At 70.2% G+C, this 22,571-nt stretch carries 21 protein-coding genes and 1 tRNA gene; 13 read left to right on the top strand and 9 right to left on the bottom strand.

What is annotated here, in order from left to right; translation table 11 throughout:
* Nucleotides 1–1,586: alkaline phosphatase D family protein (locus tag ACFU7D_RS17570; protein ID WP_378869323.1), on the bottom strand; the 1,586-nt coding region annotated here is incomplete at its 3' end.
* Nucleotides 1,587–1,744: 158 nt separating this feature from the next.
* Nucleotides 1,745–3,061 carry a septation protein SepH gene (gene sepH / locus ACFU7D_RS17575; protein WP_378869326.1) on the bottom strand — a complete coding sequence of 439 codons (1,317 nt, stop codon included), beginning with the start codon at nucleotides 3,059–3,061 and terminating at the stop codon, nucleotides 1,745–1,747.
* Here sepH and ACFU7D_RS17580 point away from each other — a divergent pair.
* Nucleotides 2,964–3,593, top strand: coding sequence for a trimeric intracellular cation channel family protein (locus ACFU7D_RS17580; RefSeq protein ID WP_378723545.1), 630 nt, complete (start codon nucleotides 2,964–2,966; stop codon nucleotides 3,591–3,593). The two genes, sepH and ACFU7D_RS17580, sit on opposite strands and share 98 nt — an antisense overlap.
* Nucleotides 3,594–3,680: 87 nt before the next feature.
* A complete protein-coding gene (locus ACFU7D_RS17585; RefSeq protein ID WP_378869328.1) occupies nucleotides 3,681–4,334 on the top strand; it encodes a DUF3159 domain-containing protein in 654 nt (217 codons plus the stop codon).
* On the opposite strand, the gene ACFU7D_RS17590 is transcribed toward ACFU7D_RS17585, so the two are convergent.
* Entirely contained in the window at nucleotides 4,316–5,185 is an 870-nt protein-coding gene (locus ACFU7D_RS17590) for a LysR family transcriptional regulator (RefSeq protein WP_378869330.1), read from the bottom strand. The two genes, ACFU7D_RS17585 and ACFU7D_RS17590, sit on opposite strands and share 19 nt — an antisense overlap.
* A 100-nt stretch (nucleotides 5,186–5,285) precedes the next feature.
* Here ACFU7D_RS17590 and ACFU7D_RS17595 point away from each other — a divergent pair, with 100 nt between their 5' ends.
* Nucleotides 5,286–5,639 carry a nuclear transport factor 2 family protein gene (locus ACFU7D_RS17595; protein ID WP_378869333.1) on the top strand — a complete coding sequence of 118 codons (354 nt, stop codon included), beginning with the start codon at nucleotides 5,286–5,288 and terminating at the stop codon, nucleotides 5,637–5,639.
* 165 nt (nucleotides 5,640–5,804) lie between these two features.
* Here the strand turns inward: ACFU7D_RS17595 and ACFU7D_RS17600 are convergent.
* The 5 genes from ACFU7D_RS17600 to ACFU7D_RS17620 form a co-directional block, all read right to left on the bottom strand.
* Nucleotides 5,805–5,879 (bottom strand) — tRNA-Val (locus ACFU7D_RS17600).
* Nucleotides 5,880–6,058: 179 nt separating this feature from the next.
* On the bottom strand, nucleotides 6,059–7,825 hold the full coding sequence (locus ACFU7D_RS17605; protein WP_378869335.1) for an ABC transporter ATP-binding protein: 1,767 nt from the start codon (nucleotides 7,823–7,825) through the stop codon (nucleotides 6,059–6,061).
* On the bottom strand, nucleotides 7,822–9,414 hold the full coding sequence (locus ACFU7D_RS17610) for an ABC transporter transmembrane domain-containing protein (RefSeq protein WP_378869337.1): 1,593 nt from the start codon (nucleotides 9,412–9,414) through the stop codon (nucleotides 7,822–7,824). The genes ACFU7D_RS17605 and ACFU7D_RS17610 overlap by 4 nt, the downstream gene beginning before the upstream one ends.
* A 96-nt stretch (nucleotides 9,415–9,510) precedes the next feature.
* A complete protein-coding gene (locus ACFU7D_RS17615) occupies nucleotides 9,511–10,044 on the bottom strand; it encodes a cupin domain-containing protein (RefSeq protein WP_378869340.1) in 534 nt (177 codons plus the stop codon).
* Nucleotides 10,044–10,943 carry a LysR family transcriptional regulator gene (locus ACFU7D_RS17620; RefSeq protein ID WP_378869342.1) on the bottom strand — a complete coding sequence of 300 codons (900 nt, stop codon included), beginning with the start codon at nucleotides 10,941–10,943 and terminating at the stop codon, nucleotides 10,044–10,046. Before ACFU7D_RS17620 ends, ACFU7D_RS17615 begins: the two co-directional genes overlap by 1 nt.
* 165 nt (nucleotides 10,944–11,108) lie before the next feature.
* Between ACFU7D_RS17620 and ACFU7D_RS17625 the strand changes: the two genes are divergently transcribed.
* The 9 genes from ACFU7D_RS17625 to ACFU7D_RS17665 all read left to right on the top strand — a co-directional run bounded on the left by ACFU7D_RS17625 (nucleotide 11,109) and on the right by ACFU7D_RS17665 (nucleotide 20,512).
* A complete protein-coding gene (locus ACFU7D_RS17625) occupies nucleotides 11,109–12,455 on the top strand; it encodes an LLM class flavin-dependent oxidoreductase (RefSeq protein ID WP_378869345.1) in 1,347 nt (448 codons plus the stop codon).
* A gap of 66 nt (nucleotides 12,456–12,521) precedes the next feature.
* Entirely contained in the window at nucleotides 12,522–14,099 is a 1,578-nt protein-coding gene (locus ACFU7D_RS17630) for an ABC transporter substrate-binding protein (protein WP_378869348.1), read from the top strand.
* Nucleotides 14,096–15,124, top strand: coding sequence for an ABC transporter permease (locus tag ACFU7D_RS17635; RefSeq protein ID WP_378869351.1), 1,029 nt, complete (start codon nucleotides 14,096–14,098; stop codon nucleotides 15,122–15,124). The genes ACFU7D_RS17630 and ACFU7D_RS17635 overlap by 4 nt, the downstream gene beginning before the upstream one ends.
* The gene (locus ACFU7D_RS17640; protein ID WP_378869354.1) at nucleotides 15,121–15,999 is read left to right on the top strand and encodes an ABC transporter permease; all 879 of its coding nucleotides are present in this window, start codon (nucleotides 15,121–15,123) and stop codon (nucleotides 15,997–15,999) included. The genes ACFU7D_RS17635 and ACFU7D_RS17640 overlap by 4 nt, the downstream gene beginning before the upstream one ends.
* Nucleotides 15,986–17,041, top strand: a complete 1,056-nt coding sequence (locus ACFU7D_RS17645; RefSeq protein ID WP_378869357.1) for an ABC transporter ATP-binding protein — start codon at nucleotides 15,986–15,988, stop codon at nucleotides 17,039–17,041. The genes ACFU7D_RS17640 and ACFU7D_RS17645 overlap by 14 nt, the downstream gene beginning before the upstream one ends.
* On the top strand, nucleotides 17,038–18,099 hold the full coding sequence (locus ACFU7D_RS17650) for an ABC transporter ATP-binding protein (protein WP_378869360.1): 1,062 nt from the start codon (nucleotides 17,038–17,040) through the stop codon (nucleotides 18,097–18,099). Before ACFU7D_RS17645 ends, ACFU7D_RS17650 begins: the two co-directional genes overlap by 4 nt.
* A 14-nt stretch (nucleotides 18,100–18,113) precedes the next feature.
* A complete protein-coding gene (locus ACFU7D_RS17655) occupies nucleotides 18,114–19,238 on the top strand; it encodes an LLM class flavin-dependent oxidoreductase (protein ID WP_378869363.1) in 1,125 nt (374 codons plus the stop codon).
* Nucleotides 19,239–19,274: 36 nt separating this feature from the next.
* Nucleotides 19,275–20,012 carry an alpha/beta hydrolase gene (locus ACFU7D_RS17660; RefSeq protein ID WP_378869366.1) on the top strand — a complete coding sequence of 246 codons (738 nt, stop codon included), beginning with the start codon at nucleotides 19,275–19,277 and terminating at the stop codon, nucleotides 20,010–20,012.
* Entirely contained in the window at nucleotides 20,009–20,512 is a 504-nt protein-coding gene (locus ACFU7D_RS17665; RefSeq protein ID WP_378869368.1) for a flavin reductase family protein, read from the top strand. The genes ACFU7D_RS17660 and ACFU7D_RS17665 overlap by 4 nt, the downstream gene beginning before the upstream one ends.
* 31 nt (nucleotides 20,513–20,543) lie before the next feature.
* Here the strand turns inward: ACFU7D_RS17665 and ACFU7D_RS17670 are convergent, their stop codons facing one another.
* Nucleotides 20,544–22,052, bottom strand: coding sequence for an aminobutyraldehyde dehydrogenase (locus ACFU7D_RS17670; protein WP_378869371.1), 1,509 nt, complete (start codon nucleotides 22,050–22,052; stop codon nucleotides 20,544–20,546).
* Nucleotides 22,053–22,398: 346 nt separating this feature from the next.
* On the opposite strand from ACFU7D_RS17670, the gene ACFU7D_RS17675 reads away from it, so the two are divergent.
* A partial coding sequence (locus ACFU7D_RS17675) for a cold-shock protein (protein WP_378869374.1) occupies nucleotides 22,399–22,571 on the top strand: 173 nt, incomplete at its 3' end.

Raw genomic sequence — 22,571 nt, forward strand, 5'->3', positions numbered from 1 at the left:
ACATAGGTCGCGCGGGTGGACACCGGGGCGCCCGGACGCTGGACGTACGGCACGACCCGGAAGTCGCTGGAGAGCTCCTCGGGCGTGACCGTGACACGGACGTAGCCGCGCTGGCTGTTGAAGAACTTCAGGTGGTCGTTGGCCCGCAGCAGGGTCTCGCCGCCGGTGGTCATGTCGGCGCCGTCGCCGCCGCTGGCGATCGAGGTGCCGACGAACTCGCTGCCGACGACGGCCGACTCGGGGTCGTCGTAGTCGGCCAGCAGGTTGCTGGCGTAGTTGTGGTGCCGGTCGCCGGTGATGACGACGAGGTTCTCGACCCCGCTGGTCCGGGCGCCCTCGAGGAGCCGGTTGCGGTTGGCGATGTAGCCGTCCCACGGGTCCATGTAGAGAGTCTTCTTCTCGGTCTCGTCGAGGTCGGTCTCGGCCATCGGCGCCTGATTGGCGAGCACCTGCCAGCGGGCGGTCGACCGGCGCCAGTTGCGCTGGAGCCACCTTTCCTGGTCGAAGCCCATCATCGAGCGCGACGGGTCGTAGATGTCCGGCGTCAGCTCCGGGGAGGCGGGGTCGGACCCGTCGCCGTAGGCCTGGTCGTCGCGGTACTGCCGGGTGTCGAGCACGTTGAAGTCGACCAGGTCGCCGTAGCGCAGGTGCCGGTAGATCTGCATGTCCGGCCCCTCCGGCAGCGCGCTCGCCCGGAACGGCAGGTGCTCGTAGTAGGCCTGGAAGGCGGCCGTACGTCGCGGCATCCACAGCTCGCCCTGGGACTGGCTCCGCTCCTCGGGGGTCTCGTCGGCCCAGTTGTTCTCGACCTCGTGGTCGTCGGGCGCGACCACGAACGCGTGGGACTGGTGGGCGGCCATCAGGTCCGGGTCGGACTTGTAGAGGCCGTACTGCAGGCGGTAGCGCGCCAGGTCGAGGGTCTCCCCGGCGACGGCGGGGTCGACGGTGGTCTTGCGCCAGTTGTTCTCGGGCGTGACGCCGGACTCGTACAGGTAGTCGCCCAGATGGAAGACGACATCGACGTCCTCGTCGGCCAGATGCCGGTAGGCCGTGTAGAAGCCGTGGCTGTAGAGCGCGCAGGAGGCGAAGGCGAAGCTCATCTGCGAGAGCGAGGAGCCGTACGCCGGGGCGGTCCGCGTGTGGCCGGTCTGGCTGACCTCGCCGGCGGCCAGGAAGCGGTACCAGTAGTCGCGGCCGGGACGCAGGCCCCAGACCTCGGGGTGGACCGAGTGGCCGAAGTTCGGGGTCGCGGTGACGGTCCCGGCCTTCACGACCTTGCGGAAGCGGGGGTCCTCCGCGATCTGCCACCGGACCTTGACCGGCTCCTGCGGCATGCCGCCCAGGCCATCGGCGGCCAGCGGTTCGGGGGCGAGACGGGTCCAGAGGACGACGGAGTTGGGGAGCGGGTCGCCGGAGGCGACGCCCATGGTGAACGGGTATCCGGAGAGCGACGTGGCGCCCTTGACGGATACCGCGTCGGCGGGGATCGAGCCGGTGCCGAGCAGCATGGCTGCGGATGCGGCGAAGCCGGTCGTGGCTGTGCTGGAGAGGAGGGAGCGTCGGCTCAGCGAGTCGGGCAGGAGCATCGGGGGGCCTCCGAGAAGGGTGGAAGTGCTTGCCTCCACTCACTTCATCGGGGGCGCGTGAACTGCGCCCGACTCGTTACCGACTCTGTCGGGTCGGGTCGCCGACGGAACACGGACCGGCCGATGGCCGGTCCGTGAACGGGTTCACACCAGTCGGTTCACTCCGACTTGCCGCCGCCGAACATGATCTCGTCCCAGCTCGGGACCGAGGCGCGCTTGCGGCGCGCGGACGACTTCTTGGCCGGCTTCGGCTGAGCCTCGTCGGCCTGCTCGGGTTCGGCGGGTGCCTCGGCGGCCGCGGGCTCGATGACCGTCGGCTCGGGCTCGGGCGGGATCGGAGCCTGCTTGTCGGTCGGCGTCTCCGCGCCCAGGAACGCCTCGAGCGGGGTGTCGACATCGACCTGAGCCGTCTTGGCCGGCTTGGGCTCCTTGACCGGCTTGGGAGCCGGGGGAGGAGTGACCGGAGCCGGTGCCTCGACGGGCGGGACCGACGCTGCCGGAGCCTGTGCGGCCGGGGTCGACGGGGTCGAGCTCTGGGCGCGGCGACGCCGGGCGGCGAGCATGTCGTCGGTGATCGGCTCGGGCTCGGGCGCCGGGGCCTCGAGCTTCTCGCCGGTCAGCCAGCGGGCGTCGTCGTTGTCGATCTCGACGAAGTTGCCGGGGGCGTCGTAGGTCAGCTCGGCGATGCCGGAGCGCTCGGGGGTCTCGTACTCGCCGGTGAGCTTCCAACGCCCGTCAGGACGCCGGTAGGAGTCCCAGTTGACCGACTCGGGGTCGACGTACATCGTCTGGAAGTGGGCGCTGACCGCCTCGCCCAGGGTGCGGGCGGTGCTCGCGGCCTCACCGGGCCGACGGCGCACGGAAGCCTGCTGGGCGCGCTGTGCCATGTGCTCGCGCTCGGCGAGGACGGGACCGGCGAAGGCCAAGATCTTCTCGACCGTGGTGCCGGCGACAGCGGCGACCTCCTCGGCACTCTCGCCCGAACGGATACGGGTCTGAATGTCACGGGGCCGCAGGCTGCTGCTCGGGGTCTTGTTCACGGTTTGCTCCGATCGGCGGGTCGACACAGCCTCGAGTGCTGCACGGAGACGGTCGTCGATGTCGGCGGTGTATTCATGGTCCTCGTCGTCGACGAGAAGCATGCGTAAACCATCGTCACTGACCGAGATGAGCCGCAGAAGGACGGGACCAGCCTCATCCGGAGCCTGCTCTTCGAGCTGGCCCGGAGTCAGGGGCAATCCTTCGGCTGACATCCTCTTCTCAATTCTAGATACGGTTGTGACGACCCTACGCCACAGACCGGCATCGTATTGGGTGGCCGTGCGGCGTGGCCGTGGCATTTGGGGTTTTTGGGACGAACGAGGTGACCATTTGCAGGTGGAACAGACGCTGACCCTCCTTGTGCTCGACCTGGTCGGGTGCTTCGTCTTCGCGCTCTCGGGTGGCCTGATGGCGGTCCGCAAGGAGCTCGACATCTTCGGCGTGGTCGTCCTGGCCTGCGTCACCGGCCTCGGCGGCGGGATCATCCGGGACATGTCGATCGGTGCGACGCCGGTCGCCGCGCTCGCCGACTGGCGCTATCTCGTGGTGCCGATGGTCGCGGGTCTGCTGTCGTTCTACTTCCACCCCGCGCTGGGCCGGCTCGGGCCGCTGATCAACGTCTTCGACGCCCTCGGCCTGGGGCTGTTCGTCATCGCCGGTGCGGTCAAGGCGCTCGACTTCGGGCTCTCGCCGCTGTCCGCGGCGATGATGGGACTGGCCACCGGCGTGGGCGGCGGCGTGCTCCGCGACGTGCTCGCCGGTCAGGTGCCGATCATCCTGCGCCGTAGCGTCTTCTACGCCATCCCCGCCTTCGCAGGTGCGGCGATCGTGGCCTTCGGCCTGTTCCTCGCGCTGCCGCAGCCGCTGGTGATGGCCGCCGCCTTCGTCGTCTGCGCCGGCTGGCGGCTGCTGGCGATGTGGCAGCACTGGGAGGCGCCGTTGCCGCGAGGCTCCGCGTCGGTCTGAGATCTCGCCTACGGTATTCGATCCACCCGAAGGGTGAACGCTGCGCCGGGGTCGCGGCTCCTTGCAGGTAAGGCTAGCCTTACTCACGTGACGACGACCGACCGCCGCAACGACGACGCCGAGACGCTCGCCGACCTCCTGGGAGGCGCGCGAGGTGCGATCGACGCCACCGTCCCGCCGGTCGCGTTCGTGGCCGGCTGGCTGGTCAGCGGAGAGCTGTGGATCGCGACCGTGGTGGCGCTCGGGCTGGCCGCGATCGTCGCGCTCTGGCAGTGGCGCAAGGGCCGCAAGCCGCGCGCCGTGCTGCTGGGCGTGGCCGGGGTCGCGATCGCGGCGATGATCGCGCTGCGTACGGGGCGGGCGGAGGACTTCTTCGTGGTCCAGCTCGCCGCCAACGCGGCCAGCGCCCTGGTCTGGGTCGTCAGCATCGCGTTCCGCTGGCCGCTGCTGGGGGTCGTCGTCGGCCTCATCCTGCGCCAGCGCGGGGCCTGGCGACGCGACCCTGCGCTGCTGCGCGGCTACTCGCTGGCGAGCTGGGTCTGGGTCTGCCAGTACGTCATCCGGGTCTCCGTCTTCGGTCCGTTGTGGTGGTCCGGCGACGTGCTCGCACTGGCGATCGCCCGGGTCGCGCTCAGCTGGCCGCTGGTCGCGCTGTGCCTGCTGGTGAGCTGGGTCGTCCTGCGCCGCTCGCTGCCCGAGGAGCACCCCGGGCTGCGCCACCCTCAGGTCAGCGCGGCCTGAAGCAGGTCGTGGAGCCGCCGGGTGGCGCGCTGCTGATCGCCTTCGCGGACCACGAGCGCGAGACCGGCCCGCACCTCCGCGTCCACGATCCGGGTCGCGACCAGCTCGGTCCCGGCCGCCATCGACTCGGCCAGCACGCAGACCCCCAGCCCGCGCGCGGTGAGCCCGAGCAGCGTCTCCGGGTTGGACCCGGACAGGTCGACCTTCGGCGCCACGCCCGCCAGCGCGCAGGACTGCTCCAGAGCGGTCCGTACGCCCGTGCCCGGCGGGATGCAGAGCACCGTCTCCTCATGCAGGTCGGCGAGCCGCGGCCGGGCGCCGGCGAGGCGATGACCGGGCAGCGTGATCACCGCGAGCCGCTCGTCGCTGACGGACTCCGTGGCCAGGCCGTCGATGACGGGTCCCGCGTGCGAGATCAGGCCCAGGTCGAGCTCGCCGGCCAGCGTACGTCGTTGGAGGCGGTCCGAGGTGTCCTCGACGAGCTCGACGGTGACGCCCGGATGCTCCCGGTGGAAGGCCGCGACGGCGTCGAGGAAGCCGGGGATCGTGCAGCCGGCGATCATCCCGAGGCGTACGTGACCGTGGATCAGGTCGTTCAGCTCGTCGGCACTCTGCCGTACGCCCTCGATCGCCCGGATCGCGTCGCGGGCGCGGGGGAGGAGCGTCTGGCCGGCGCGAGTCAGACGTACGTTGCGGGGACCCCGGACGAGCAGGTCGTGGCCGAGCTCACGCTCGAGCTTGGCCAGCTGGGCGCTGATGCCCGACTGGCTGACGTGGAGGCGCTGCGCCGCGGCCGTGAACGAGCCGTGGTCGACGACGGCGACGAAGTAGCGGAGCTGTCCGATCTCCATAATCATTGATGCTAGCAACCAGCAGAACTATCTGTTTGAGTGTTCGCTGGATCCGGGTCAGGCTGGGTGGTGAAAGCCGAACCGACCTGAGGAGATCCCGATGACCGCATCCGCTGCCGAGCTCGCCGAGGCGTACTTCACCTCGTGGCAGGACCGCGACTTCACCCGCCTGCGCTCGCTGCTGGCCGACGAGGTGAGCTTCGCCGGTCCGCTCGCCACGATCGAGGGCGCCGACGGGTGCGTCGCCGGTCTCGAGGGCATGGCGCAGGTGCTCGACAAGATCGAGGTGAGGGAGCGGCTCGCCGACGGGCCGAGCGTGATCACCTGGTTCGACCTGCACACCACCGTCGCCGAGCCCGCTCCCACCGCCAACTGGATGCGCGTCGAGGACGGGCTGATCACCGAGATCCGGGTCGTCTTCGACCCGCGCGGGATCCTCGCCGCTCGCGGCTAGGCCGTCCGGGCGCGCTGCTCGGCGTCCCGCTGGGGCCGGGCGGTCTCGCGGATGACGTCGGCCACCAGATCGACCGTGACCACCTCGAACTCCCCGGCCGGCCGCAGGCAAAACTTCGAAAGGCCGCCTGATCTGCTTAACAGCAGGTCAGGCGGCCTTTCGAGGTGGTGCGTGATACTGGGTTCGAACCAGTGACCCCTTCGGTGTGAACGAAGTGCGCTACCACTGCGCCAATCACGCGTTGCGGGTGAAACATTAGCGCATGCGCTCGCGGGACCCACATTCGGGACATGCCAGGACCTAGGCTCGCGGCCACCGGGCGACACCCGGACCGACCGATCGAGGTAGTCCCAGACGTCCCGGCCCGTTACCGCTGGGTAGACGGGCTGGAACGTCTGGGATCACCTCGGCGGATGCCTTCAGTCGCCGCGGCCGGAGTCGTAGGCGGTCCACATCTGGGCGTAGATGCCGTCGGCCTCCAACAGTTCCTCGTGCGTGCCGGTCTCGGTGATCCGTCCGTCGGCCATGACCAGCACGCGGTCGGCGTGCTGGGCTTGCTGGAGACGGTGGGCGATGACGAGCCCTGTGCGGCCAGCGAGCACAGCGGCGGCGGCGGACTCGAGGCGGGCGGCGCCGCGGCTGCCGGACTCGGCGGTGGCTTCGTCGAGGACAAGCACGGCGGGGTCGGCGAGCGCGGCGCGGGCGAGCGCCACCTGCGCGACCTGCTCGGCGGTGAGCGCGTGGCCGAGCTCGCCGACGGAGGTGTGGATGCCTTCGGGCAGCGCCGCGACCCACTCGTCTGCACCCACCAGGCCCAACGCCATCGAGACGTCCTCGTCAGTGGCGTCCGCGCGGCCGAGGCGTACGTCGTCGACGAGCGGCCCCGCGAAGACGTGCACCTCCTGCGAGACCAGGACGACCGGGCGGGGGTGCGTGCGGGCGTACCGCTCGATCGGGCTCGCGCCGACGGACACGGCGCCCTCGTCGGGGTCGGTCAGGCCCGCGAGGATCGTCGCGAGCGTCGACTTTCCGGCGCCGCTGGGGCCGACGAGCGCGATCTGCTCGCCAGGGGCGACCTCGATGGAGACCTCGTGGAGCACCTCGTGGTCGCCGTAGCGGTGGCTGATCCGGTGGCCGTCGATCCTGCCGACGGGCTTCTCGGCGACGGGAGGGACCGACTTCAGGCCGCGGCCGGCCTCGATGACGCCGATCATCCGCTGCAGGCTCGCGGCGGCGGACTGCATCTCGTCGAAGCTGAAGATGATCAGGCCGAGCGGGTTGAAGAGCCGGTGGAAGTAGAGCGCGGCGGCGGTCACCGCGCCCACGGTCGCCGCCTCGGTCGAGACCAGCACGAAGCCGGTGGCGATGATCGCGCCGAGCCCGACGGCCTCGGCGATGTTCATCCACTTGCCCCATCCGGTGGCGAACCAGAGTACGTCGCGCGACAGCTTCCGCGCGCGGTCGGAGGCGGCGGTGATCGTGGCGACGTGGGCATCCTCGGCGCCGTAGGCGTGCACGGTCTGGCGGCCGTCCAGGGACGACACGAGCGCCTCGGCGCGGTCGCCGAAAGCGGCGCGCTCGGCGCTGTAGCGCGGGGCGGCGCGGGGGAGGTACCAGCGCAGGGACAGTACGTAGACCGGGATCGAGGCGAGCCCGGCCAGCGCCAGCCAGGGGTTGAGCGCGCCGAGGCCGGCGATCGTCAGGACGACCGTCAGGGCCGCGCCGACCCAGGGTGCCAGCAGGCTCGCGATCACCTCGCTGACGACGCCGACGTCGTCGCCCACACGGCTGGCGAGGTCGCCGCGCCCGGCCTCCTCGAGCTGTCCGGGTGGCAGCCGCAGCGCGGTGGAGACGACGTCCTCGCGCATCTGGGCGAGGACACGCTGTCCGACGCGGGCGACGAGCGCGGCACTGACCGCGGTGAGGACGGCGCTGAGCGCACCGGCCCCGGCGACCCAGGCCGCGAGAGTGATGATCTCGCTCCTCTCGCCGCCGCTCAGGACTGCGTCGACCATGAGCCCGATCGCCCACGGGGCGACCAGGCCGGAGAGCGCGGCGGCCGCGGCCAGCGCGATCGTCGTGGCGGTGAGCGCCCGATGGGATCGGACGTAGTGCCGCAGGGCCTGGCGTACCTCGCCCGCGGTGGCCAGCGGGAGGCGTGCGTGCTGCGGTTCGGTGGCGGTCATCCGAGGATCCTCGTGCGGTAGCTGTCGTGGCTCGCGAGCAGTTCGTGGTGGGTGCCGTCGATCGGCTCGTCGTCGGCGCGGAGGATGATCACGCGGTCGGTCCTCGCCAGCAGCACCGGGCTGCTGGTGACCACCACGGTCGTACGCTCCGGCTGAGCGGCCCCGTGGCGCAGCTCTCGGATCCCGTCGGCGATCAGGTTCTCGGTCATCGAGTCGACCGCGGTCGTCGGCTCGACCAGCACGAGCACCTCGGGGTCGGTGTGCAGGGCCCGAGCGAGCGCGAGGCGCTGACGCTGGCCGCCCGAGAGGGTCAGCCCGCGGTCGCGGAGACGTTCGTCGAGACCCGTGGGCTGGGCGTCGATGAACTCGCGGGCCCCGGCAGCGTCGACCGCGTCGCTGGGGTCGGCGCCGGAGTCCGTACGGCCGAGGGCGAGGTTCTCCGCGATGGATCCCGCGAAGAGGTCGGCCCGGTGTGGCTCGACGTGTATCCGGGTCCCATCGGGGGAACGCAGCGCCGCCGCGACCCGGTCCAGGTCGCCCGGCTCGGCGACGATCCCGACGAACTCACCGGGCTTGAGGTCGATCCGGCTGTCCTCCGAGGGCTGCTCGACGGCGGGCGTCGGCGACTCGGCCAGCACCGCGCCCATCCGGCCTGCGCTCGCCTTGGCCGAGGCGCCCACCTGCAGGTAGAGACCGATCGCCGTCAACGGCTCGGCGATGAACTGGGCGGCGCCGACGGCGGCCACGAACGCGCCGACGGTGATCGCCCCGTCGAGCGCGAGCAGGCCGGCGACGCCGACGGAGACGGCGAGGACGATCGTCCCGGCGAGCACGCTCGCACCTTGTTGCAGCGACTTCGCCGTGCCGGCGCGGATCCCCGCGACCTCGGCCGCGTGGCTGACCGTCCGGTAGCGGGCGGTCGCGTTGTCCTGGGCTCCGAGGCCGTGCAGGACCCGCAGCCCTGCCATCAGGTCGGTCGCCAGCGCGGAGGCACCGGCCAGGCTCTCCTGCTGGGCTCCGACCCGACGGGAGATCAGCGGCGAGAGCGCGTTGAGAGCCAGGGTGACCACGACCGCGGTGGCGATCAGGATGGCGCCGAGCCGCAGGTCGATGCTCAGCAGTACGCCGCAGCTGACCGCGAGCGCCGCGCTCGCGCCGACGATCCCGGAGACCCAGATGATGCTGTCCGCCGACTGGTCGGCGTCGGAGGAGGCGATCACCAGCAGCTCCCCGTGCTTGCGCCGGCTCGCGCCAGGAGTCAGGACCTTCCTGGCGAGCTCGGCGCGCAGCGCGTGGCTCTCGTCGATCACCGCCCCCTGCGCGAGCCGCGCGAACCAGCGATAGCACATCGTGAGGACCGTGAAGAGCAGGGCGATGCCGGCCAGGCTGAGCGTCAGCATGGGCACGCTCCCGCTGACCACGGCCGCGTCGATGGCCAGACCGATGGCGACCGGGACGAGGGCCTCGCACGACTGGTGCCCGACGAGACACAGGGCCGAGCCGACGACCCGGGGCCGCTGTCGCCTGAGGATCTCGCGGCGGAGCGGCTCCCGCTTCGTAGTGCTGGGGAGGGGGACGGACGTGACCATCGAGGCCTTTCTGAGGAGGACGCGCGTCCAGGTTAGCCTCACCTAAGTAATGCGCGTGCCTCGGCGGCGATGCCGTCTCTCTTGAGGGACGCCCCCCTAGCGCGGTCCGTCCTCGGTGAGGCGTACCTCGGACCAGTCGAGCCCGTCGAGGTTGACGACGATCGCCTCCTGGGTGGTGCGGGCGATCACGACGACGGCCTCGGAGTCGGGGTCGGGGTTCTCCTCGCGGTGGGGGACCCACGGGGGGACGAAGATGTAGTCGCCGGGGTTGGTCTCCACGCGCGTCTCGACGGGCTCGTCGCTCTCGACGTCGAGGAAGACGAAGACCGGATTCCCGGAGACGATGTAGATGGCGGTCTCGGAGGCGCCGTGGTGGTGGTTGGCCGAGGAGGTCGAGGCCGGGACGTGGGTCTGGCCCATCCACAGGTTCTTCGCGCCGACGGTCTTTCCGCTGACCGCCTCGAGGCGTCTCATCCCCGAGGTCTGACCGGTCTGGTCGACCAGACCGGACGGTGCGATGTGGTGGAGGTGCCGGTGGAACGGGTCGATCTCGGCAGGGACCAGGACGCCGCTGGGGGTCCGGATGTGCTCCCCGTCCGAGGATCCGGCGGGTAGGTGAATCGCGGGCATCAGGCTCCCTTGGCGAGTGTGAGAACGGTGTCGTTCCTGGGTGTGGTGAGCAGTGGCCGGAGGACGGAGGCGACCTGCGTCGCCGTCTCCTTGGGTAGGCCCGGGCGGGCGCAGACGTAGAGGGGGAGCGGGTCGGGAGGTGGCAGGTCCGTCACCGGGGTCAGGCCGTCGGGAACCTCTCCCAGCGTAGCCATGAGCGCTACCCCGAGGCCGGCGCCGACTGCCGCCTGAACGCCTGCCAGCTGGAAGGCCTCGGCGCCGATGGCCGCCGGGATCGAGTGCTCGGCGAGCGTGTCGAGCGCTCGGCTCCGGAGCGCGCACGGTTCGTCGAAGGCGACGACGGGGACCGGCGCTGAGGGTGCGGGACGCCGCCAGGCGGGGGAGGCGAACCAGGCGAGAGTCAGGTCGCCCACGTAGAGGGCCTTGGCGTCGTCGGCCTGCTGGAGAAGAAGGGCCAGGTCGATGCTCCCGGAGGCAAGGCCGTCGCGCAGCTTGTTTCCTCGGTCGATACGGAACCGGAAGTCCCGCTTCGGTACGGACTGCGCCAGCGCGGTGGACAGATCGGGGAGGAGCTGCGCAGCGGCGTGCTCGGTCGACCCGATGCTGATCGTCGTGGGGTCACCGTCGCTGCCGCCGGGGAGGAACCTCGCCACGGTCTCGTCGTGCAACGTGATGATGCGGCGCGCCTGTGTCAGGAGCAGCTCTCCGTCGGTGGTGAACCTGGATCCGCGGCCATGCCGTTCGACCAGCGGGGCACCGACCACCGACTCCAGGCGGCGTACGTGCTGGCTGACCGCGCTCTGGGTCAGGTGCAGTGCGGTCGCGGCGCGCTGGAATCCGCCGAAGTCCGCGACAGCGACGAGGCTGCGCAGCGGGGCGATGTCCAGATTCCGACTCATGTCGATCAGACTAATACACAATTGATGAGCGTTCGTGATGGTTCAACATCGTGGAACGTCGTTGGACCCGGCGCCTTTTGTCTATCAAACTCATAGACATAAGGCTCTCTGGGAGAGGGCCGCCGCGGCCGGCATCAGGCCGCGGTCGACCACCAGGGAGGCAGCATGTCCCGACGCACGATCAAGCTCGGCGCCGTTCCGTACGGCACCGGCGGTCCGGGCCAGCACCGGCTCTGGCTCGACCCGGAGATCCCCGGTGATGCGAGCGTTGACATCGACTGGTTCATCCAGACCGCCAAGCTCGCCGAACAGGGCCGCTTCGACCTGATGTTCATCGTGGACAGCCAGTTCATCACCCCGCACAGCCCGCCCCACTACCTCAACCGGCTCGAACCTCTCACCCTGCTGTCCGCGGTGGCCACCCACACGCGCCATCTCGGCCTGGTCGGCACCGCGACCACGAGCTTCAACAGCCCGTTCAACCTGGTGCGCCGCTTCGCGTCCCTCGACCTGATCAGCCACGGTCGCGCCGGCTGGAACGTGGTCACCACCGGTGACGCGGGCACCGCGACCAACTACGGACTCGACGAGCACTACGACTACGACACCCGCTACGGCCGCGCCCAGGAGTACGTCGAGCTCGCCCGAGCACTGTGGGACTCCTACGAGGACGACGCGTTCGTACGCGACCGGGAGACCGCGACCTTCCTGGACCCGGCCAAGCAGCACGTCCTGAACCACGAGGGCACCTACTTCGACGTCGCCGGCCCGCTCAACCTGCAGCGCAGCCCGCAGGGTCATCCGGTCATCTTCCAGGCCGGCGACTCCGATCAAGGACGCAACCTGGGCGCCTCGGTGGGGGAGGGGATCTTCACCCACGCCCCTGACCTCCCCAGCGGGCAGGCCTTCTACGACGACCTCAAGACCCGGGCGAAGCGCTTCGGTCGCGATCCGGAGGAGCTGGTGATCATGCCGGGCGTGAAGGTGGTCGTCGGCGACACCGACGAGGAGGCCCGGGAGATCGAAGCCTCGAACCACGAGCGTGACCACGGTTTCGAGGAGGCGCTGGCCGAGTTCGGGCGGCCCTTCGGATGGCACGACTTCCGCCAGTACGACCTCGATGCCCCGTTCCCGGTCCAGGCGCTCGAGCACGGTGAGCGGTCCTTCTTCACCCAGGCCACGAAGACCACCCAGCGTGCGGTCGAGAACGGTTGGACGCTTCGGCAGACCGTGGAGGCCACCCGGGTGTTCCGTAAGTCCGAGTTCGTCGGCAGCCCCGAGACCGTCGCCACGAAGCTGCAGGAGTGGTGGGAGGCGCGGGCCTGCGACGGCTTCAACATCGGCGTCGATCACCCCGCCAACTTCCGGCGGATCGTGGACGAGGTCATCCCGATCCTCGCCGAGCGCGGCGTCTTCCGTCGCGAGTACGAAGCCACCACCCTGCGCGGGAATCTCGGCCTGCCGATCCCGGAGAACCGCCACACGGTCGCTCGCCGCGCTCAGGCGAGATGACCACGACGCGCTCGGGCGCCACGACACGTACCTGACCGTCAGACACACAGGAAGATCGATCACCCCATGGCCAACAAGGCACTCACCCGGACCTACAACCCGCTCGCATCGTCCCCGACCTCGACCCCCGCTGTCGCCCTGACCCGGCGCGGCCTGCTCGGGATCAGCCTCGGCGCCGCGGCCGCTTTCGCGCTGGGGGCCTGTGGGTCCGAGGCCGGTGCCGGCGTCTCCGGCGGACGGCTCACCTGGGCCTGGCAGCTGCCCACGACCTGGGACCCGGTGACCTCCTCGGCCGGCTCCGACGTACAGATGCTGGCTCTCGTCTACGAAGGCATCACGGGGTTGGACGAGAAGGGGAACCCGGTGCCGTGGCTGGCCGAGAAGTGGACGTACGACCCGGCCGGCACCCAGGTGACGTTCACGCTGAAGGAGGGGCTGAAGTTCAGCGACGGCACCCCGCTGGACGCCACCGCGGTGGCCAAGTCCGTCGAGCGCGGCCGGACCGCGGACGGCTCGCTGATCGCACCGCAGATGGTCGGGATCACCAAGGTGACCGCCTCCGGCGACCTCGACGTGGTGCTCGACCTGGCCGAGGTCGACTACCAGATCCCCGCGCTGTTCGCGGGCAAGACCGGGATGGTCGTCAACCCGGCCGCCTTCGAGAAGGATCCCGCGGCCTTGGCCACCGCACCGGCCGGGTCGGGTCCGTTCAGCCTGACCACCTTCGTCGAGAACGACCATGCCGAGCTGGTGAAGAACACGCACTTCCAGCTCGCCGACCAGATCCAGGTCGACGAGTTCCACCTCTACCCCCAGCCCGACCCGGCCACCGCCGTCGCCTCGGTCCAGTCCGGCCAGTACAACGTCGCCCGGATCTCCGGAGCCCAGGTCGAGCAGGCCGAACAGGCCGGCCTCGACGTCCAGATCCTCGACTCGATGTTCGTCTCGTGCCTGGACGTACATGCCGGGATGAAGCCCTTCGACGACCCCGCGGTCGTCGACGCGCTCAAGTACGGCATCGATCGCGAGAAGATCAAGAAGGTCGCCAACTTCGACATCGGCGATGTCAACTACCAGCCCTTCCCCAAGGGGTACGTCGGCTACAACCCCGAGCTCGAGGGCATCTACGAGTACGACCCGGAGAAGGCCAAGCAGGTCCTCGCGGACGCCGGCCACACCGGCACCGTCAAGGGCGAGTTCACCAGCGCACAGCCCGTGGCCGCCGTCGAGCTGATCCAGGCCCAGCTCAAGGAGGTCGGGATCGAGCTCACGATCAAGTCGATCCCGGCGACCCAGCACACCCAGCTGGTCTACATCGAGCACTCCCAGGCGCTCACCTACGACGGTTTCGCCGGTCGGGAGTCGCCGGTGCAGGCGTTCCAGGTCCTCTTCGGCAAGGAAGGGCTGATGAACCCCAGCCGCCGCACCGACCCCGCCCTGGAGGCGCAGCTCAAGAAGGTCCGGGCGACGCCGACCGACGACCCCACCTACCCGTCGATCCTGCAGGAGGCGACGAAGATCGCGATCACCAGCTTCCCCAACACCTTCCTCTACAACGCTCCGCGGATCATCGTCCGCAAGAAGGTCTCCGAGCTGCCCGCCTCGCCCAGCCTGCAGCGGTTCGAGGGCGTGAAGACCTCGTGAGCGTGGCCCAGGCCACGAATCCGGTCGTGGCACGGCCGACGGTCGATGCCGTCGGGAGCTGGGTGCGGCGGATCCTCAACCTGGTGGCGATCACCGCGGCGGTTCTGCTGCTGGCCTCGGTCATCACCTTCGCGCTCGGGGCGATGGCGAAGACCAACCCGGCTGCCGCGGTGCTCGGTGAGACCGCGACCGAGGCCGACATCGCCAGGCTCGACCATCAGTTCGGTCTGGACCGGCCGCTCGTGGTCCAGTACGCCGACTGGCTCGGCTCCGCGGTGCAAGGTGATCTCGGGGTCTCCTGGTTCACCACCGTCCCGGTCTCCGACAGCATCGCCCAGGCGCTCCCCGTCGACCTGTCGATCGCGCTGCTCGCGATCGTGCTGGCGATCCTGATCGGAGGAGCCGCCGGGATCGGCGCGGCCTTGAGCAACGGCGGGATCTTCGACCGAACGGTCACCATCGTCTGCTCGCTGCTCGGCACCTTGCCGCCGTTCGTGATCGGGATGGCCCTGATCGTGGTCTTCGCGGTCAAGGCCGAGCTGCTCCCGGCCGGCGGGTACGTCCCGATCCAGGAGAACCCTGCCGAATGGCTCCGCTTCGCGATCCTTCCTTCCTTCGCGCTCAGTCTCGACGTGGCCGCCTCGATCGCCCGACAGCTGCGCACCTCGCTGGTCGGGGCGCTGCGGGAGAACTACGCGATCGGTGCGCAGATGCGCGGCTTCGGCCGCAGGCGAGTCCTCTTCGGCCACGTTCTCCGCAACGCCGCTGCTCCTGCTTTGGCCGTCATCGGCCTCGCGATCCCGCTGGTCATCGGCGGCGCCGTGATGACCGAGAAGCTCTTCGGGCTGCCGGGCATCGCCCAGCTGGCGTTGCAGGCCTCGGAGAAGGGGGACGTGCCGGTCGTTCTCGGCACTCTCCTGGTCACCGCCGTCGTCGTGGTCCTGGCGAGCCTGGTCGTCAACGTCGCCCAGACCGCTCTCGACCCGGCCTCGCGCCGTGAGCCGGCGAAGGGTGGTCTCGCGTGAGGACCCTCCAGGCTCTGTGGGCGCAACCCGCCAGCCGCTTCGCCTTCGCCGTCCTGAGCGTGATCGCGTTCCTGGTCGTCTTCGGTGGTGCCGTCGCTCCGTACGACCCACTGCGGCAGTTCAGCGACGAGGTCCTCCAAGGACCCTCCGGCAAGCACCTGCTCGGCACCGACTATGTCGGCCGCGACGTCCTCTCCCGACTCATCGCCGGGACCCGGCTCTCCGTGGTCGGGGCCCTGGAGGCGGTGGTGATCGCCGCGGTCCTGGGCGTCCCGTCCGGGCTGGCGTCGGCGTGGATGGGCCGGATCGGCGAGTGGGTCTCGCTGCGGGTCGCCGACACCCTGATGATCCTGCCGTTCACCGTCTTCGCGATCGCCGTCGCCGGCACCATCGGCAACGGTCTGCAGCAGGCCATGGTCGCGGTCGGGGTGCTGATCAGCCCGATGTTCTTCAGGGTCACCCGGGCCGTGGCGCTCGGGCTGCGAAGGACGCAGTACGTCGAGGCGGCCGAGCTGATGGGCGCCACCCAGTGGTGGACGCTGCGCAAGCACATCTGGAGCAAGGTGCTTCCCAATGTCGCCGTGGCCGCGGCGCACGCCACCGGCGCCAGCCTGCTCGTGGTCGCGTCGCTCTCGTTCCTCGGGATCGGAGTGCAGCCACCTGCACCGACCTGGGGCGGGATGCTCTCGGCCGACCTCGGCTACCTCGCCCAGCAGAGCTGGGCTCCGATCTTCCCGGCGCTGCTCATGATGGCGACCGTCGGCTCCCTCAACATCCTGGCCGACGGCATCCGCGACGCCGGAGCCCCACGCCGCCGCCGGCCGGGCCTCGTCGCCAGGCTCCACCGGAAGGAGACCACCGATGTCGCAGCCTGAGCACGACGCGTACGCCGCCGGCCCTCGCACCCTCGAGGTCGAGGACCTGCACGTCAGCGTCGGTGACGACCTCGTCGCCGTACGTGGCGTCTCCTTCCAGCTCCGCCGTGGCGAGGCCGTCGGCCTGGTCGGCGAGTCCGGGAGCGGCAAGACCCTCACCTGCCGAGCCGTCCTCGGGCTGCTGCCGGAGACCGGCGAGGTCGACCGCGGGTCCATCGTGCTCGGTGGGCGCGACGACCGGGTCGACCTCATCGCGGCGGGCCGCACCGTGTGGGACCGCGTCCGCGGGTCCCGGATCGGCGCCGTCTTCCAGGACCCCGGCTCCTATCTCAATCCCAGCATCACCGTCGGCCGCCAGCTCGTCGAGCAGCTCCGCGTGCGCGGAGGCCTCGGCAGGACCGAGGCCCGTGAGCGAGCGGTCGGCCTGTTCACGGAGGTCGGTCTCCACGATCCCGCCGGCGTCTTCCATCTCTACCCCCACCAGCTCTCGGGCGGCATGCTCCAACGCGTCCTGATCGCCATCGCGATCTCCTGCGAGCCCGAGCTGCTCATCGCCGACGAGGCCACGACCGCCCTCGACGTCGTGATCCAGGCCGAGATCCTCGAGCTCGTCGCGCGGCTGCGTCGCGACCATGAGCTCTCCGTGCTGCTGGTCACGCACGACCTCGCGGTGGTCGCCGAGACCTGCGACCGGATCCTGGTCATGTACGGCGGCGAGATCGTCGAGTCCGGCCCGACCGAGGAGGTGCTCACCGACCCGCGGCACCCCTACACCCGGGCGCTGCTCGCGGTCGCCACCATCGGGGACTGGACGCGTCGCACACTCGAGGTCATCCCCGGCCAACCGCCCTCGGCGGGGGAGGAGATGCCGGGTTGCCGATTCGCGCCGCGCTGCCGCTACGCCACCCAGACGTGCGTCAGCGCCCCGGTCGCGACGACCGAGATCGGCCCGGGTCGCAGTGTTCGCTGCGTACGTCTCGACGAGCTGGACACCGAGCCCGGTGCCGTTCTCGTCCAGGACCGGATCGAGGCCACCGCATGAGCGCACCGCTGCTGCGTATCACCGACCTCTCGGTCAGCTACGCGCTCCCACGCCGAGGCACCGGGCTCGGCACCGGGGCCGCGCTGCGCGAGGTCAGCCTCGACGTACGCGCCGGCGAGATCCTCGGGATCGTGGGGGAGACCGGATCCGGCAAGACCACCCTGGCCAGAGCCACGGTCGGCCTGGTCACCCCTGCCACCGGCACCATCACCTTCGACGGTCTCGACATCGGCGGCCTCAAGGGATCCGCGCTGCGTGGCTTCCGGCGAAGTGGGCAGATCCAGCTCGTCTTCCAGGACCCGCTGCGTTCTCTCGACCCCGATCTCACCGTCGATCAGCTCGTCTCCGAGCCGCTTGCCATCGCCGGCGTACCCCGCAGCGAGCAACGCGTCAGGGTCGAGGAGGCCATCGGGCTCGTCGGCCTCGACCCGAGCACCGTCCACGACCGGCTCCCGCGCCAGCTCTCCGGCGGCCAGCGGCAACGCATCGCGCTCGCCCGCGCGATCGTCACCCGCCCCCAGCTGCTCTTCTGCGACGAACCGGTCAGTGCGCTGGACGTCTCCAACCGGAACCTCGTCCTCAGCCTGCTCGACCGGCTACGCCGCGAGCTCGGCCTCGCGGTCGTGATCATCGCTCACGACCTGTCCTCGCTGGCCGGCGTCGCGGACCGGATCGCGGTGTTCTACCGCAGCCGTCTGGTCGAGAGCGGACCGGTCGAGCAGGTCCTGAGCAGGCCGGCGCACCCCTACACCGCGCTGCTGACCGCGTCCGCGCCCTCGGTCGCCCACGAGGACCGGTTCCGGCCGGCCGATCTCCGCCGCGAACAGGGCACCGAGCCACCGAGGGCCGGTCCGGACAGCTGTGTGTTCCTGGCCCGATGCCGGTTCGCACACGACGCCTGCCACCAGCAGCCGCTCACGGCGCCGCTCCCAGGCGCAGCTGAACGCACAGCTGAACGCACAGTCGCCTGTCACGCCGCCACCACGTGGCCCGGCCAGATCCCCACCACCCCCACCCCCACCTCCACAGTCGCAGACCAACCGGCAGTTGCCGGCTGACGAAAGGACCGAGCATGACCTACGACGACGTCGAGATCCTCGGCATGATCGGCACCGCCGACGCCTCCGAGATCCGCCCGTCCGACGGGACCGTCATCGACCCCGACTACACCGCCCGTTTCGCCAAGGCACACGAGGACGGCGGCTTCGACCGCGTGCTCATCGGATATGGCTCCGGCTGGTCCGAAGGGACCCAGGTGGCCGCGTACGCAGCCGCCCACACCGAGCGGCTGGGCCTGCTCATCGCCCACCGGCCCGGGGTGGTCCACCCGACCCTGGCCTCGCGGACCTTCACGACGCTGGACCAGTTCACGAAGGGCCGGGTGGCGCTCAACATCGTGACCGGGAGCAGCAACGTCGAGCAGCGGCGCGAGGGCGACTACGTTCCCCACGACGAGCGATACGCCCGCACCGACGAGTACCTCCGGATCCTCCGGGCCTCCTGGGACACCAAGGGTCCCCGGGACTTCGACGGCACCTACTACCGCTTCGAGGGATTCACCCCGCAGGTCTTCCCCTACGCCGACCGCCACCTGGAGCTCTTCTTCGGCGGCAGCTCGCCCGCGGCGTACGGCGTCGGGGCCGAGCACGCGGACACCTACATGCTCTGGGGAGAGCCGCTGAAGCAGACCGGCGAGCAGATCGCGACCATCACCGAGAAGGCCACCGCCGCCGGACGTACGCAGCGCCCCCGGGTCTCGGTCTCCTTCCGGCCGATCCTCGGCAGGACCGACGAGGAGGCCTGGGAGCGCGCTCACCGCATCCTGGACACGATCAACGGCGAGGTCGGCGCCCAGTTCAAGCAGAAGGTCAACAAGCTTCACCCGCAGGGTTCGGCCCCGGAGAACGCGGGGTCCCAGCGGTTGCTCGCCGTTGCCGAAACGGGCGACCTTCACGACCGCTGCCTGTGGACCCCCACGACCACAGCGGTCGGTGGTGGCGGCAACTCCACCGCCCTGGTCGGCTCACCGGAGACCGTGGCCGCCGCGATCCTCGACTACGTCGAGATCGGCGTGAACACGGTCCTCATCCGTGGCTACGACCCGCTCCAGGACGCCATCGACTACGGCCGCGACCTGCTCCCGCTGGTCCGCCAGGAACTCGCGCACCGCGCGGCCCGACCGAGCGTCGCGGTCTGATCCGAGTCTGACCCGAACCACCGATTGGAGCACCACATGACCATCATCTCCGAGGCCGGCACCGCGAGCGGCTGGGACGAGCCGCCCGGTGGTACGCCACGCGGCACCCTGATCCTGCTGACCGGGCGCGGTGAGACCGCGGCCACCTACCAGCGCTTCGGCAGGCGGATCTCCGCGGATGCCTACAAGGTACGTCTCGTCGAAGCCGACCTGGACGACGTGACCGCAGCGCGTGCCGAGATCGAGCAGCACCTGGCCGATGTGGCCCTGCCCGGACCGAAGGTCCTGGTCGGCAGCGACACGGGTGCCACCCTGGCCGCGACGTTGGTCGACCAGGTCGCCGCCGATGCCGCGGTCATCGCCGGCATCGTGCTGCCCGAGTCCGCCGCCATCGACGGCTGGGAGGAGGAGATCGACGCCAGGAGCGCTTGCCCCGTGCACCGCCAGGTGATCGGACAGGACGGTGCCTTCGGCCGAGGGACCTTGGCCACCGGCCTCGGCGCCGAATGGTCCGACCTGACCCTCCCGGTCCCCGACAAGCCGGTGCTGGTCGTACACGGTGATGCTGATCCGGTCACTCCGGTCGAGCAGGTCACCGAGGCGTACGGTGAGGCGCCCGGCGTCCGCCGCCGTCTCGTCGCCGGTGGGCGCCACGACATCCTCAACGACCTCTCGCACCGTTCGGTCGCCGCCACGATCATCCTCTTTCTGGAGTCCCTCAAGCTCGGCAGCGACCTGCCCGCCATCGTCTACGAGGCAGACGAACCGGCATGACAGCCCTGCGGACGAACCAGGACCTGGACCCTGCTGCCCTCCGTCAGGCGTTCGGCGTCTTCCCCACCGGGGTGGTCGCCGTCGCCGCGGAGGTCGACGGAGCGCTGACGGGTCTGGCCGCCAGCTCCTTCACCAGCGTGAGTCTCGATCCGCCGCTGATCTCGTTCTCGGTCGCCACGACATCGAAGACCTGGCCCGACCTGCGTCGCTCCTCGCACCTGGGTGTCAGCGTGCTCGCCGACCATCACGACGAGGTCTGCCGTCAGCTCGCCGGGCCGGTCGATCACCGCTTCGACGGGATCGCCCTGAGCATCTCCGAGAACGGCTCGGTCGTCCTGGACGAGGGGGTGGCGCAGTTCGACTGCACCGTCTACCGCGAGGTCGAGGCAGGTGACCACATCATCGTGCTCCTGCAGCTGCATGCCGTCACCGACCCCGGCACCGGAAACCCCCTCATCTTTCACCGCAGCGGATTCGGGAGACTCGCAGACACGGCCTGATGCAGGAGTGCCACGATGCCCACGGGCAGCGTCAGGAGCGGGCGTGGTTGTGCATGACGTGCTTGGTGCGGGAGTAGTCGTCGAGGGCGTAGATGGACAGGTCGCGGCCGTAGCCGGACCCCTTGAAGCCGCCCCAGGGGACCTCGTTGGCCAGGACGAGGTGGGCGTTGACCCACACCGTGCCGGCGTCGAGCCTGCGGGCGACGTCGTGGCCACGTCGGCCGCTCTCGGTCCAGACCGAGGCGGAGAGGCCGAGCGGGGTGTCGTTCGCGCGGCGGATCGCCTCGTCCTCTGTGGAGAAGGTCTCGACGGTCACGACCGGCCCGAAGATCTCGTCCCGGACGCACTCGGCCCCCTCGGGTACGTCGACCAGGACCGTCGGGGCGATGAAGTAGCCGGTCCCCTCGAGGGCGGCGCCGCCCACGGTGGCGCGGACGCCCTCCTGCGCCGCACGCGAGAGGAACCCGGTGACCCGGTCGTAGTGCGCCCTGGAGACCAGCGGGCCGACCTCGATGGCGCCGTCCGCGCCTGGCTGGCCGACGACGATCTCCTGGACCTGCGCGGTGAAGAGGGCGACGAACTCGTCGGCGACCGACTCCTCGACCAGGACCCGGCACGCCGCGCCGCACTCCTGTCCGGAGTTGTAGAAGCCGGCGACGCGCAGCGCCTCGGCGGTCGCCTTCAGGTCGGCGTCGGCGAAGACGACGACGGGTGCCTTGCCGCCGAGCTCGAGGTGTACGCGCTTGAGGCTCTCGGCCGCACCGCGCGCCACCGCGCGTCCGCTGTTGACCGATCCGGTCAGGGCGACCATGTCGACCTCCGGGTGCACGGTCAGGCCGGCTCCGACCACGGGGCCGAGGCCGGTGACGACGTTGAGGACGCCCGCGGGGACGATGTCGGCCAGCAGCTCGGCGAGCTTCAGCGTGGACAGCGGGGTCTGCTCCGAGGGCTTGATGACCAGCGTGTTGCCGGCCGCCAGGATCGGCGCGATCTTCCAGGCCGCCATGAGCAGCGGGTAGTTCCACGGGGTCACGACCCCGACCACGCCGATCGGCTCGCGCAGGATGAGGGAGAGGTGGTCCGCGGCGTACTCCCCGGCAGCCATCGAGGTCGTCGCCCGCAGGGCGCCCGCCACGAAGCGGAACGTGTCGACGGTGCCGTCGAGGTCGTCGCGGGAGACCGAGAGGGGCTTGCCGGTGTTGGCGGACTCGAGGCGTACGAGGACCTCGGCGTGCTCGGCGATCCGGTCGGCGATCCGGTGGAGCATCTCCGAGCGGGCCTTGGGGAGGAGCGCACGCCACGCCGGCTGGGCGGCCCGCGCGGCGGCCACCGCGCGCTCGACGTCGTCCGCGGTGCCGTTCGCCACCTGGGTGATGACACGCTCGGTCGAGGGGTCCACGACGTCGGTCCAGTCGGCCGCCTCCGAGGTCGCGAACGAGCCGTCGATGAAGTGTCCGGCCGGCGGGAGGTCCGCGGGAGTGAGCAGGCTGTCGCCGGTGGCACGCTGGACGGTGGCGGGCTTCAGGTCGGTCAGAGTCATCGGATCTCTTTCGTCGTCGGGGAGTGGGGCTGATCACACCGTAGATTGTGATCACAGATCACACAATCGGGTGTCCAGTTACCGGGAGAACCCGGATCTCGAGCTCGAGGAGTCGGTGCGGGTCTGATCCGCCGGGCCGACGATCTCGCCGAAACCACATGCCCGCGTCTGATGGAGTACCGTGAGTGATGTTGAAGGGACGGCTCTGCAAGTCGTCCTGGCCGCACACGATGTCGCGGCTTGTATCTCTTACTCCTGGTTTTCGGTTCGCTGGACATCAGCACAGATGGATGTCTTCAGCGGCCCGGGGCACAGTGTCCCGAGCACCGAACAAAAGGAAAAGATCATGGCTCAGGGCACCGTCAAGTGGTTCAACGCTGACAAGGGCTTCGGCTTCATCGCGCAGGACGGCGGCGGCGAGGACGTGTTCGTTCACTTCTCCGCCATCCAGACCAACGGTTACAAGTCGCTCGACGAGAACCAGAAGGTCGAGTTCGACGTCACGCAGGGCCCCAAGGG

Source organism: Nocardioides sp. NPDC057577 (assembly GCF_042801335.1).
Taxonomy (GTDB): domain Bacteria; phylum Actinomycetota; class Actinomycetes; order Propionibacteriales; family Nocardioidaceae; genus Nocardioides.

What these genes read in the sequence shown, in the direction of transcription:
- ACFU7D_RS17610 (WP_378869337.1), bottom strand. Translation starts at nt 9,414, where the DNA reads ATGGTCACGTCCGTCCCCCTCCCCAGCACTACGAAGCGGGAGCCGCTC.
- ACFU7D_RS17615 (WP_378869340.1), bottom strand. Translation starts at nt 10,044, where the DNA reads ATGCCCGCGATTCACCTACCCGCCGGATCCTCGGACGGGGAGCACATC.
- ACFU7D_RS17655 (WP_378869363.1), top strand. Translation starts at nt 18,114, where the DNA reads ATGACCTACGACGACGTCGAGATCCTCGGCATGATCGGCACCGCCGAC.
- ACFU7D_RS17630 (WP_378869348.1), top strand. Translation starts at nt 12,522, where the DNA reads ATGGCCAACAAGGCACTCACCCGGACCTACAACCCGCTCGCATCGTCC.
- ACFU7D_RS17625 (WP_378869345.1), top strand. Translation starts at nt 11,109, where the DNA reads ATGTCCCGACGCACGATCAAGCTCGGCGCCGTTCCGTACGGCACCGGC.
- ACFU7D_RS17605 (WP_378869335.1), bottom strand. Translation starts at nt 7,825, where the DNA reads ATGACCGCCACCGAACCGCAGCACGCACGCCTCCCGCTGGCCACCGCG.
- ACFU7D_RS17670 (WP_378869371.1), bottom strand. Translation starts at nt 22,052, where the DNA reads ATGACTCTGACCGACCTGAAGCCCGCCACCGTCCAGCGTGCCACCGGC.
- ACFU7D_RS17660 (WP_378869366.1), top strand. Translation starts at nt 19,275, where the DNA reads ATGACCATCATCTCCGAGGCCGGCACCGCGAGCGGCTGGGACGAGCCG.
- ACFU7D_RS17590 (WP_378869330.1), bottom strand. Translation starts at nt 5,185, where the DNA reads ATGGAGATCGGACAGCTCCGCTACTTCGTCGCCGTCGTCGACCACGGC.
- ACFU7D_RS17595 (WP_378869333.1), top strand. Translation starts at nt 5,286, where the DNA reads ATGACCGCATCCGCTGCCGAGCTCGCCGAGGCGTACTTCACCTCGTGG.
- ACFU7D_RS17645 (WP_378869357.1), top strand. Translation starts at nt 15,986, where the DNA reads ATGTCGCAGCCTGAGCACGACGCGTACGCCGCCGGCCCTCGCACCCTC.
- ACFU7D_RS17650 (WP_378869360.1), top strand. Translation starts at nt 17,038, where the DNA reads ATGAGCGCACCGCTGCTGCGTATCACCGACCTCTCGGTCAGCTACGCG.
- sepH (WP_378869326.1), bottom strand. Translation starts at nt 3,061, where the DNA reads ATGTCGAGCTCCTTGCGGACCGCCATCAGGCCACCCGAGAGCGCGAAG.
- ACFU7D_RS17620 (WP_378869342.1), bottom strand. Translation starts at nt 10,943, where the DNA reads ATGAGTCGGAATCTGGACATCGCCCCGCTGCGCAGCCTCGTCGCTGTC.
- ACFU7D_RS17665 (WP_378869368.1), top strand. Translation starts at nt 20,009, where the DNA reads ATGACAGCCCTGCGGACGAACCAGGACCTGGACCCTGCTGCCCTCCGT.